This window comes from Chryseobacterium vietnamense, from assembly GCF_031454475.1.
GTDB classification, from domain to species: Bacteria; Bacteroidota; Bacteroidia; order Flavobacteriales; family Weeksellaceae; genus Chryseobacterium; species Chryseobacterium vietnamense.
Genome location: NZ_JAVDQX010000004.1, coordinates 186587 through 197889 on the forward strand (window position 1 = coordinate 186587; position 11303 = coordinate 197889).

The 11303-nt window shown below is 32.5% G+C and carries 11 protein-coding genes; 7 read left to right on the top strand and 4 right to left on the bottom strand.

The features are described 5' to 3' along the window. Positions 1 to 345: 345 nt before the first annotated feature. From J2786_RS17930 to J2786_RS17940, 3 genes are all read right to left on the bottom strand, one after another. Positions 346 to 840, bottom strand: coding sequence for a CinA family protein (locus tag J2786_RS17930; protein WP_047420509.1), 495 nt, complete (start codon positions 838 to 840; stop codon positions 346 to 348). A 56-nt stretch (positions 841 to 896) separates the two neighbouring features. Beyond that, a complete protein-coding gene (locus tag J2786_RS17935; RefSeq protein WP_052186224.1) occupies positions 897 to 1166 on the bottom strand; it encodes a hypothetical protein in 270 nt (89 codons plus the stop codon). A 501-nt stretch (positions 1167 to 1667) separates the two neighbouring features. After that, complete coding sequence (locus J2786_RS17940; RefSeq protein WP_198424141.1) at positions 1668 to 2228, bottom strand: helix-turn-helix domain-containing protein; 561 nt, start codon at positions 2226 to 2228, stop codon at positions 1668 to 1670. Between the two features lie 162 nt (positions 2229 to 2390). Here J2786_RS17940 and J2786_RS17945 point away from each other — a divergent pair, with 162 nt between their 5' ends. The 3 genes from J2786_RS17945 to J2786_RS17955 are packed head-to-tail and all read left to right on the top strand — an operon-like array spanning position 2391 to position 5864. Further along, positions 2391 to 2522 (top strand): hypothetical protein, encoded by a 132-nt coding sequence (locus tag J2786_RS17945; protein WP_255522113.1) that lies wholly within the window; start codon positions 2391 to 2393, stop codon positions 2520 to 2522. Further along, positions 2523 to 3551, top strand: coding sequence for a glycoside hydrolase family 130 protein (locus tag J2786_RS17950; protein WP_142716674.1), 1029 nt, complete (start codon positions 2523 to 2525; stop codon positions 3549 to 3551). A gap of 45 nt (positions 3552 to 3596) precedes the next feature. Next, positions 3597 to 5864 carry a glycosyltransferase gene (locus tag J2786_RS17955; protein WP_228451458.1) on the top strand — a complete coding sequence of 756 codons (2268 nt, stop codon included), beginning with the start codon at positions 3597 to 3599 and terminating at the stop codon, positions 5862 to 5864. A gap of 1750 nt (positions 5865 to 7614) precedes the next feature. Here the strand turns inward: J2786_RS17955 and J2786_RS17960 are convergent. After that, complete coding sequence (locus tag J2786_RS17960) at positions 7615 to 8712, bottom strand: calcium:cation antiporter (protein ID WP_310026231.1); 1098 nt, start codon at positions 8710 to 8712, stop codon at positions 7615 to 7617. Positions 8713 to 9176: 464 nt separating this feature from the next. On the opposite strand from J2786_RS17960, the gene J2786_RS17965 reads away from it, so the two are divergent. The 4 genes from J2786_RS17965 (at position 9177) to J2786_RS17980 (ending at position 10900) form a co-directional block, all read left to right on the top strand. Beyond that, the gene (locus J2786_RS17965) at positions 9177 to 9395 is read left to right on the top strand and encodes a hypothetical protein (protein WP_047420497.1); all 219 of its coding nucleotides are present in this window, start codon (positions 9177 to 9179) and stop codon (positions 9393 to 9395) included. A 137-nt stretch (positions 9396 to 9532) separates the two neighbouring features. Then, positions 9533 to 9871, top strand: coding sequence for a cupin domain-containing protein (locus tag J2786_RS17970; protein WP_310026234.1), 339 nt, complete (start codon positions 9533 to 9535; stop codon positions 9869 to 9871). After that, on the top strand, positions 9864 to 10103 hold the full coding sequence (locus J2786_RS17975) for a hypothetical protein (RefSeq protein ID WP_310026237.1): 240 nt from the start codon (positions 9864 to 9866) through the stop codon (positions 10101 to 10103). Before J2786_RS17970 ends, J2786_RS17975 begins: the two co-directional genes overlap by 8 nt. Next, the gene (locus J2786_RS17980) at positions 10100 to 10900 is read left to right on the top strand and encodes a hypothetical protein (protein ID WP_310026239.1); all 801 of its coding nucleotides are present in this window, start codon (positions 10100 to 10102) and stop codon (positions 10898 to 10900) included. Before J2786_RS17975 ends, J2786_RS17980 begins: the two co-directional genes overlap by 4 nt. Positions 10901 to 11303: the final 403 nt, after the last annotated feature.

Consider the following 11303-nt stretch of genomic DNA (forward strand, 5'->3'; position numbering starts at 1 on the left):
TTATAGAAAATGATAATAGGTATTTTCTTAGAAACATTCACCCACCCACCTGAAACAGAAGAAGCTGCAAAGAGTTTTTATAGAATCCGATTTAACATCAGACTGGAAGAAGATAAAATGACGCAGATAATTTTAGAAAAATAACAGCATGATTCCTCTTCCCACAAAAGTTGAGAAATATAATACATAAATAACGGATAAACTACAAGTTGCAAGTTTAACATTATCTATATAACATATTGGTTTAATGAAACTTATGTAATTTTGTATTAATATCGTACTAGAAATAATTGACGAATAAAAGAATGAAATATACTCCTTTGAACTGAGAATAAATGAATATTCTTAAATTAATATTTGATTAAGTGCGCTTTTATAACACCCTAAAATGAATTCAGTATAATACAACTGCGAATCTAATGCATAAGTCTTATCATGAAGTTCTATACGTTTCGAAAGAACAATCTCGCCTTTATAGCTGAATGAGCAAAATGAATACACTTTAAAGCCTGAATTTCTTACAGATGACGCATACCCAGTAGAAGCAATTCCCCAATCTGTTCCAAATGACTCGGCGACCTTTACAGCCATTGTATTTGCCATTTTTTGGGTTTCAAAGCCATTTTCCTCAACTTCAATCCTGTTGATACCTAAAAAATTAACTTTTTCAGGTACCGTAAAAGTCGTTATTCCTCCTTTGTAAAACAGTTTTGCATTAGGCATCTGGGAAAAAGCCAGCTGTATTAATCCCGAGGTTACACTTTCTGCTATAGAAACCGTTTCATTCATTGTAATGAGTGAAGTACTGATATAATCAAGTAAACTTTGCTGAAATTTCATGGCATCTGATATTTAATGTTAATATAAAAAGCTTTTTACACTACTGAAATCAATGCTCAGATAACGTCATAGTCATTCATGGTCGTTACAAAATAATGCTCAATCATTTCCTTGGCATTGTTGCACATTGATAAAAGATCTTCCCTGGTCATATCCTCAAAAATAAAATCATCATGAACCTCAATAATGAACTCAGTCACTTTTTCAGTGTTCATAAGATCATAAGCCATTAAATCATTTAAATTATCTAATCTGCATTCTTCCTTAAAAAAAGGAGGTTTTCGGGAAATGGAATTCTTAAATTGAAAAAGATGTATTGTTTTCATGACTGTTAGTGTTAAGGTGATAATAAGAAAGTCTGTTTTATATATAAACATGGTGGTTACTCATGAATGTTCAAACAGATTTTTTTTTGGATTCAGTTGATGAAATGTATTATATATCAATAGGATTAAAAAGGACAGAAACCAGAGGTTCCTATCCTTAATTAATTAAAACCTTCTGAAAACAGATTTACCTATTTTATAGAGATTTTAATAAGCTCATTATTAAAGTTGAGAATCCGTAAGTCTATTAATTTTATCATGGTGTATATTCGTTTTCCCCAGTCTTTTTTACTACAATGTTTTCTAATACCAGAGACAAGCATTATGTACGATGTATACTTTCAACTGCTCGCTATATTTTCCAGTCTAAAATTTGCATTATTTATAGTGATATAAACTTTAATGGATCTGATAAATTCCTGATTATTATACTACAAAGATGGCCGTTTCAGTATAGACTGCACTATATATATCTGGAATAATCTTACATATATCCCACTTTTATAAGTCTTCCAGGTTTCCAAGACGCCTTTGTTTCAACTGCTTATAAAATGAAGGAGAAAGCCCCGTGATCTTTTTAAACTGGTTAGAGAGATGAGCCACACTGCTGTAATTGAGTTTATAAGAGATTTCTGTAAGATTCAGTTCGTCATACAACAGCAGTTCTTTTACCTTTTCCACTTTATTAATAATGATAAAATGTTGCAGGGTCATTCCTTTCACTTCAGAAAAGGTGTTCGCAAGGTAGGTATAATCATATCCTAATTTTTCACTTATATAATCTGAGAAGTTTTCTTTTGGGAGTGCATCTGAATAATGAATCATTTCTATGACTACATTTTTTATTTTCTCTATCAGGATACTTTTTTTATCATCTAATATCTCAAGCCCTGTTTTAAGTAAGTTTTCTTTTAGAATTTGTCTTAGTTCAACGCTGATATCATCCAATAATTCTACAGTTCCCAAATCTACAATAGCATTTTTAATGCCCAGCCTTTCCAATTCCTGATGGACAACCATTTTGCAGCGCAAACTTACCATATATTTTATATACAACTTCATCCCCCTTACTATTTATACTGCCAATCATTTCATTAACAGATATTTACTCAAAGTTACTCTATTAAATCGGAAATATCTATGATTTATACAACAAATTAAAAGACAATTGCAAAGCTTTCCTTTTTTAATGATTGAAATTTACAGGTAACAAAAAAAATTACAATGTCAAAAGAAAAAGACGGAAAAAAGAAATCAGATAAAACTCCACCCGCAAAATCCGCAAAAGAGAAACGAGAGGATAAAATGAGTAAACGAAGAGGAAAGGAACAAGAAGCCCGAAATAACGTAAACTGAATGGTATCTGTAAAACGAGACGGAATTATACTCAGAAAAACGACTTTAGACTTTGAGAGTGAAGGTGTTTTAAACCCCGCAGTTGTTAAGGATAACGGAAAAATACATTTATTTTACAGAGCTCTTGCAAAGAATAATTTCTCCAGTATCGGATACTGTATACTATCAGATTATAAGACCATAGAAACCCGGTTGAGCAAGCCGGTTATCATCTCCGAGTTTGAATACGAAAAACATGGTGTTGAAGATCCAAGAATCGTAAAAATCGATCATTTGTTTTATCTTACCTATACCAGTTATGACGGGATTAATGCACTGGGAACACTTGCTGTATCGGAGGATCTTACGTCATGGCAAAAAAAGGGCATAATTGTTCCCAAAATTCCATACAACAAGTTTAGATTTTTATCGGAGTCACAAGGTGAAATAGCAGAAAAGTACAGACGTTTCAACAAACTCCCCCCTACTCTTACAAAGGATAAAGATGTCTTCCTGTGGGATAAAAATGTGATATTTTTCCCAAGAAGGATTAACGGTAAGCTTTATTTTCTTCATCGCATAAGACCCGATATTCAAATTGTAGGTATAAAAAACATTGAAGATCTGAATCCTGATTTCTGGAAAGATTATTTCCTTCACTTTAAAGATCATATCATATTATCTCCCCTATATGAGCATGAAGTAAGCTACATTGGCGGAGGATGTCCCCCTATAGAAACCGAGCATGGGTGGCTTTTGATATACCATGGCGTACATGATACTATTGAAGGATATGTTTACAGCGCATGTGCTGCCCTACTGGATCTTGATAATCCCGAAAAGGAAATTTCAAGACTTCCTTATCCTCTTTTCAAACCCGAAGAAGAATGGGAGCAGAAAGGAGAAGTAAACAATGTCTGCTTCCCTACCGGAGCCATCGTAGAAGGAGATACACTCCATGTTTACTATGGAGCAGCAGACAAAAGAATTGCTGTTGCTTCTTTAAGTATTTCAGAATTACTGAAAGAATTACTACGGTACACACCATAACTGACTATTCAATACAGGATGTCAGACTTTAAAACAGATATCATCATGAATAAAAATATAAAATCAGACGTGGAGGAAAAGACAAAAAGACGATCTGTACAAAGTAATAAAAACACATTTTATCATAAACCTGAAATTATCTTTATAAGTACTTTTCCTCCTAAGGTGTGCGGTATTGCAACCTATTGTCAGGATTTGATACAATCTCTTAAGTTAAAATTCAGAGAATCATTTAGCATCATTACCTGCCCGATGGAAACTGAGGATGAGCATTATCAATATGAAGCAGATCCAGCATATCGCTTAAATACATCCGATGCCATATCTTACTTGGAGCTGGCTGATAAAATCAACAAAAATGACAGGATTCAACTGGTTATGCTCCAGCATGAATTTGGATTTTTCAACGAAACCCAAGACGGATTACTCCTTTTCCTTCAAAATTTACAGAAAGACCTCATCATTACTTTTCACACTGTTCTGCCGAAACCTGATCCCAAATTAAAAGAAAAAGTAAAAGAAATCAGCAGTTTCGTAAAATCCATTATTGTCATGACCGGTATTTCTGCGGATATCCTTACCAATGATTATGATATTTCATCTGATAAAATTAAAGTGATACCCCACGGTACCCATTTGCTTCCATTTATAGATAAAATTTCACTGAAAACAAAATACGGACTTAAAGATAAAAAGGTACTTTCAACATTTGGTTTACTGGGTGCTGGGAAAAATATTGAAACCTCTTTAGAAGCTCTGCCTGCAATCATTTCCCAAAATCCGGATGTTATGTTTCTGATTATCGGAAAGACACATCCCGGAGTCATTAAATATGAAGGAGAAAAGTACCGTGATTTTTTACAGGATACTATTAGGAGGCTTCATCTGGAAAAACATACGTACTTTATCAACCAATATCTGCCTTTGAATGAGTTGCTAGATTATCTTCAGCTTACCAATATCTATCTTTTCACTACAAAAGACAGAAATCAGGCAGTAAGCGGTACTTTTTCCTATGCCATCAGCTGTGGATGCCCTATTGTTTCTACCCCTATTCCTCATGCTGTGGAAGTCTTAAATGAAGATCTGGGAATTATTATTGATTTTGAAGCTCCGGAACAGCTTGCTGCTGCCGTGAATACATTATTGAAAAATGAAACCGCACAGGAAAAATTACGATCAAATAGTCTGGAAAAAATGGCTCCCACAGCTTGGGAGAATTCATCTATTTCACACGCCTTATTATTTCAACAATACAACAATGACAAAATGACATTACACTATACATTCCCGATCATCAATCTTAGCCATATCAAAAATATGACAACGAATTTTGGAATGATCCAATTTTCTAAAATCAACAAACCTGATATCAATTCCGGGTATACTTTGGACGATAATGCCCGTGCTTTGATTGTAGCCTGCAGACATTATGAAGTAAGCAGAGATGAATCTGATCTTGACTTAATCTCAACCTACCTGAATGTAATAAGGTTTTGTCAACAACTAGATGGTAGTTTTCTCAATTATGTAAATCAAGACAAGGAATTTGCACAACAGAACTACGAAACCAACCTTGAAGATTCCAATGGTAGGGCAATCTGGGCACTGGGGTACCTTCTTTCTATAAAAGCAATCTTACCACAACTGTTTTCTGATGAAGCAGAGTCTATCATTGAAAAAAGTCTTCCGTCTATTGATAAAATTCATTCTACCCGTGCAATGGCTTTTATTATAAAGGGATTGCATTATCAAAACTCTGAAAACAATATTCCATTATTGAAAAAGCTGGCTAACAGACTGGTAAAAATGTATCAGCATGAGAAACATAAAGACTGGCATTGGTTTGAAAGCTACCTGACCTACGGAAACAGCGTACTCCCTGAAGCTTTATTGTGTGCGTGGATTACGACCCAGGACGAAATGTATAAACAGGTTGCCAATGAATCATTCAAGTTTTTGCTTTCTAAAACATTTAGTAAGGGAGGCATTAAAGTAATATCCAACAAAGGATGGCTGCAGAAAGAAACGATTAAAAGTCCTGAATCAATTGGTGGTGAACAGCCTATCGATGTTGCTTATACCATACTAACCTTATCTACATTCTACAAGGTTTTTAAGGATGAAAAATACTTGCAGATGATGAGAAATGCTTTTAGTTGGTTTTTAGGAAAGAATCATTTACATCAGATTATTTATAACCCTGCAACAGGCGGATGTTATGATGGGCTTGAAGAGAAAAATGTTAATCTCAATCAGGGAGCAGAATCAACAGTCAGTTACCTCATGGCAAGGCTCTGTTTTAAAAAGTAATAACATAATTAATGTTGTAATACATTGTAATGAAAGTAAGTATAAGATTATTGACAATAGTCTGTAAAGTATTTGTTTATTCGTAATTCCAACCAACAGTTAAACTGCTGATCAAATACAGATGTCAGTCATTTATCCGCATCTCTGTAATAAGACCTAAGGTTTATGATCTTTGAGACTTCATTCTTCTTTTTCCAGCTCTAAATTCATACGATTATGAGAAAAACACAGAATGGTTTTCTTTTTATAAAACATGAATCTGTCAGTAAAAAAAGATTGCGGACACTATACAGTGTGTGATAGCTGTAAAATAAAAACCATTTTGTAATACAACAGGTTATAAGACACCAACTTTGTACTATAGCAACTAAGTTATACTAAATTTCCACCTTAAGAACACAAATCATTAAGGCAACAAATATTTCCAAATTCCTTAAAACTGGAATTTGAAGTCATAGCAATTTATAACTTTCTTGCAGAGAAAACTAAATATTACCACAAAAATGACGCATTAAAAAGTTATTCATAAAAACCTTCCTAAGAAGAGTTAAAATAACTGTATTAATTCTACTACATATACAACAAATATAAATAGAATCGTATGACTTGCAGCATATAAATGCAATTGATTAACACATACATTTATTGTTCATAATAGTTGTACATTCTCATTAGTACAATTGACTCTCCCCTAAAAAGGAGGGTTTTTGTTATATAATCCATTATAGGGCATTAGGGAGGCTAATAAAACTTTCACAAATTTATTATATGGTGTTTTCGCGGATATGATTGCGATCAAATCTCTACAACACACATAATAGGATTTTTTTATTATACAAAATTTGCGATTCTATTTATAATGGTCTAATGACTTTTGTATAGGAAATCGTAATTACTAACTGAAGTGGACAATTAGCAATAATTATGCAAACCCGTAGGTAGCCAAAAGAAAGCAGCCAATTTATTTATTATTATCAAGCAATCCAATTATAATAATAAAAGTATAGAATAAGAAAGTATAGGTTGTTTTGAATATTTTCGAAAGATCTCTGACCCTGCTGAATTCTTAATAAAAAGTTTAGTGCGGGATATAAAATTTTCATAATGAAGGATATGATTAAACAATTACGTAAGGGATCTCTGCAGTGCGGCGACAATAAATATAATATCATAGCTTTCAGAGATTATCAATGCGAAATAAAACAAGAAATTGAATTTTAACATTAAACTATAATGCGAATAATAGTAAAAGTATAACAATATTTTATGTTTTTTGAATAGCATAATTATATACTATATCTTCACTAAGATATAAATATAGTCTTGTTTTAAATATTCCGAAAAATGTTTTTTTCAAGATATAAACACGCTCTATTGTATGCAATTTTTGTAACTGATAATCAAAAAGAAAAGGTTCTATATCATCCATCTTTTTTCCAATTAACTGATCTTCTGATATAATGTTCTGACTTTTATCTTGGAAGTAATATTTTTTAGTCATATTAATAAATAATTTTTATTGCAAAATCTTTTCTTATTTTCAGAATACTTCTTTTCAAGCTTGATTTCCAATAGTGGTTAATTATAAGAACGGTCTGTTTGGTAAGGAAAAATTATTTCCCTGAGTCTTCAAAAGTTTTTTTTATGGATTCAGTTGATGAAATATATTCTATATCAACCATCACATCATATGAACTAAAGATGGCTGTTTCAGTATATATCAAGCTATATAATACACAGCTAAATAGGTTTATGGTACGATTGTGATAAAAAGATAAATTAAAAATATAGCGATCAGTACAATTCCCTGCATAATATTGGTTCTGCCCGTTGCCAGTGAAACGGTAATAATAAAAAGCGACAGGCCTAAAAGTATGGTTGATTTGATATCTATCCCTAATGTCATTCTTATACCGGTCATTACAGATATAATGGCTATGGCGGGAATACTGAGTCCGATACTTGCCAAAGCAGAACCAAAAGCCAGATTTAATGAGGTTTGGATCTGATCACTTTTTGCAGCTCTGAATGCAGCCAGTCCTTCCGGAAGAAGAACAATACCTGCAATAATGATCCCTACAAGAGATTTTGGGGCACCTGCGGAAACCACTATATGCTCAACATCCTTTGAAAGAAGCTTTGCCAGTAAAACGACTATTCCCAGGGATAATAGTAACAATATACAACTGATATACAATTGTTTTCGGGAAATCAGTTCATGATTATCTTGTACAGGCTGATTTTTGGACAGTTTATTCTCTGGAGAAATGAAAAAGCTTCGATGTCTAAACGTTTGAATCATAGTAAATCCAAGATAAAGTCCTAAAGAAATCAAGGCAATAAAAAGCAATTGAAAGGATGTATATTCACCTCCGAGATGACTTATCGTATAATTAGGCAGAATAAGCACAAAAATAATCACGGAGGTAAGCGTAATGAGTGCCGTACTTACCCCCTGCAATGTAAAGCTCTGTTCTCTGTATCTTAAGGAACCTATGACAATACAGCTCCCAATAATTCCGGTAAGGATTATCATCACTGCTGCAAAAACCGTATCTCTGGCAAGGGTAATGGTTTCTAAACCTTTTGCTCCCATCATGATAGAAATAATAAGTCCTACTTCTATGACCGTGATGGCAAATGCCAGAAGCAAAGTTCCGAATGGCTCCCCCAAACGATCGGCAATGGCTTCGGAATGATACACTGCAGCCAAAACACTTCCTATCAGAAATAAAGTAAGAATCACAGAATAATACCCTGAAGAAAAAACAGAATTTCCAACATACGAAAGCCACGCAAGGATAGGAACTAAAAAAGTCCACATCCATAAATATTTTTTAATATTCATAAAAATAATAATATTTTTTACAGTTGAATGGTCTTTTGGAAAAATTCAATAGATTTATATTTTCCTTTTCAAAACAGTTTTATTAATGATTTGAAGCAGACTAGAGATGAGATATACCGGAAATATTAAATGATGAAAAGAAGAGAATATGCCGGAATTAAGAGTCTAGATCATCAGTTCAATGTAGTTATTCAGCAAGGTACGAATAATCAATCACTTATTTGGAATTATATAGTCATATTTTAAGTTTGTAATCATTTCCTAAGACTCAATAATGTTCGTCACTTCGTCAAAGTCACTAACTTTTTACAGCTTATAAATGACTGGATTTCAGATGCTCAAAACAAGCTGGTATTTTGTAAAAGTGTGATATGTGCAACATAAAAGAAACAATCTGTAATACAATAGATTATTAAACACCCATCTTTGTATGGTAGCAATGAAGTTACACTAAAATCCACCGTATGGACACAAACCAAAACAAAGGCAACAAATTTTTCAAAACTCCTGGAGCCTGGATTGAGCAGTCAAAACAACTGAAAGAAAAATTCTCAACATTAACGGACCACGATCTGAAGCTTGAAGAAGGTAAAGAAAGGGAAATGCTGGAAAGAATCGGAAACAGATTAAGAAAAAACCGTGAAGAAGTTCTCAATATTATCAAAGAAATCAATCTTTCATAAATTGTTTTCAAGGACAGTTAAAACCAATGAAAAGATATATTTATCAAAAGTTTTATGGAAAAGGGATGGAATATTAGACAGTTCTGTCCCTTTTATTTACAATACAATCTACTCTTATTATGTTTAAACCCAATGTGATGAATCATAGAGAACTTGAAAAATCGAAAGTATATATTACCAGCCAGATTGTAGATTACATTCCAAATTCTGTAGTCAGCAAAAAAATAATGGAAAAACTGACCGGCAGTATCAGTGTTTTATCTTTTGATGACAAAGAAGGGTTATCTGAAAAGATTTCTCCTTTTGACACTGTTGCACAAATTATTGAAGGTAAAGCAGAAATTATTATAGACGGAGCTACTTATTTTATGGAAGAAGGTGAATGCATCATTATTCCTGGCCATATATCTCATTCTATAAAAGGAAATAAACGCTTTAAGATGATCGTAACAATAATAAAAAGCGGCTATGAATAATGTAGATACCATATCAGTTTTAACAAAAAAGATATTAAAAAAAACAGTTGAGATTCAAAAAGAATTTCCTGAACTGTATGACCTTTTAGACGAAACTCCATTATTTTTTTCTTTTGCAGAGAAAAATATTACGATCAGAGATTTAAGACAATATCTTATTTCCCTTATAAGACAGCAAAAATCCTTTGAAAAAGGGACAGTAAAAAAAATAATATACAATAACCCCCAATGAAAAAGCTGACTAATCATCCAAAGAACAAATTGGGACTCAGAAATAAAAAAAATATTTCAAGAAGGGCCTATTACTCACAATTTGTTTCTTTATTTTACATCAGAAATACCAACATCACCTTAGAAAGAGACACGAAGGAAGTTCTGCGCATGTTAAAGGAATTACAGATTCTCAATAACAAATCAAGATTGGTATTTAGTACTCATTGCAGTTTAAGCCAGCATAATCTGTGGCAGTCTGTATTAGAAGATCTAAGCGACAGTATAAAATACATTAGAATACAGTTTGAATATTTATTGGAGAATATTATTAAAAGAAATAAAATCAATTCACTCATATTCTGGAAGCAAAACAAAACCTATACAGATGAGCTGGAAGCAAGCCATAAAAAACTCATCCATTTGGCTATCCAAATTTTACCGGAAGAAGAAAGGTTATCATGGAAAACAGGTATTTGTAACTTTTATGATGAAATTTTTTCTTTATTCATTCCACTTATTGGTATGTGCAAGCTTGAATCGGACTTTATAGAAAAATATTCGCCTAAAATCTTTAACCAAACCACTATGGATATTATTAAAGATATTCCGAAAAATTACACATTACAGGAAGCAAAGAAATATGAACACGAATACTTAAAAGTATTAACTAACTACAGTCATGAATTCTATAGAAAAAATAATTTTTGGAACAGCCTACTATATATACTTTCAGCAGGCATGTTGCCACGACCGTCAGAACATACTTTATCCAATAAATGGATCAATAGAAAAATGAAAGATAAACTTATTAAATAGGTTTCAAAAATTTTCATCATATTAAATATTCTTGTAGTGAAAACAATACATCTTTTTAAGTTTAACAATTCTATTTTTCACAAAATACCTTTCTTCAAAGAAGAACAAAAGCTGAAAAGCGATATAACAGAAATCAATATAATGAATATTGAAATCGTAACTGAATATATTGTTAAAACTGAGGATGATTTTAATTTCGAGAAGACATCCAGAAATGATCTTTTAACAATGTGCAGAAAAGCTCAAAAAACAATCGAACACTATTTTGTAATAAAACTAGATGCAATTTGAAATAATAAAGAAAAATAAAATCTCCTACATAGGTGGTTTTTCGTGGTCTAACTATTTTTGCTTGCCCCACTACCTTTAACATTCCTCCGAGAGGTGTTATGGATTTTACTAT

Excerpts from the sequence above, each read along its gene's own strand:
- J2786_RS17930 (WP_047420509.1), bottom strand. The coding sequence starts at position 840 with ATGAAATTTCAGCAAAGTTTACTTGATTATATCAGTACTTCACTCATT.
- J2786_RS17935 (WP_052186224.1), bottom strand. The coding sequence starts at position 1,166 with ATGAAAACAATACATCTTTTTCAATTTAAGAATTCCATTTCCCGAAAA.
- J2786_RS17940 (WP_198424141.1), bottom strand. The coding sequence starts at position 2,228 with ATGAAGTTGTATATAAAATATATGGTAAGTTTGCGCTGCAAAATGGTT.
- J2786_RS17945 (WP_255522113.1), top strand. The coding sequence starts at position 2,391 with ATGTCAAAAGAAAAAGACGGAAAAAAGAAATCAGATAAAACTCCACCC.
- J2786_RS17950 (WP_142716674.1), top strand. The coding sequence starts at position 2,523 with ATGGTATCTGTAAAACGAGACGGAATTATACTCAGAAAAACGACTTTA.
- J2786_RS17955 (WP_228451458.1), top strand. The coding sequence starts at position 3,597 with ATGAATAAAAATATAAAATCAGACGTGGAGGAAAAGACAAAAAGACGA.
- J2786_RS17960 (WP_310026231.1), bottom strand. The coding sequence starts at position 8,712 with ATGAATATTAAAAAATATTTATGGATGTGGACTTTTTTAGTTCCTATC.
- J2786_RS17965 (WP_047420497.1), top strand. The coding sequence starts at position 9,177 with ATGGACACAAACCAAAACAAAGGCAACAAATTTTTCAAAACTCCTGGA.
- J2786_RS17970 (WP_310026234.1), top strand. The coding sequence starts at position 9,533 with ATGAATCATAGAGAACTTGAAAAATCGAAAGTATATATTACCAGCCAG.
- J2786_RS17975 (WP_310026237.1), top strand. The coding sequence starts at position 9,864 with ATGAATAATGTAGATACCATATCAGTTTTAACAAAAAAGATATTAAAA.
- J2786_RS17980 (WP_310026239.1), top strand. The coding sequence starts at position 10,100 with ATGAAAAAGCTGACTAATCATCCAAAGAACAAATTGGGACTCAGAAAT.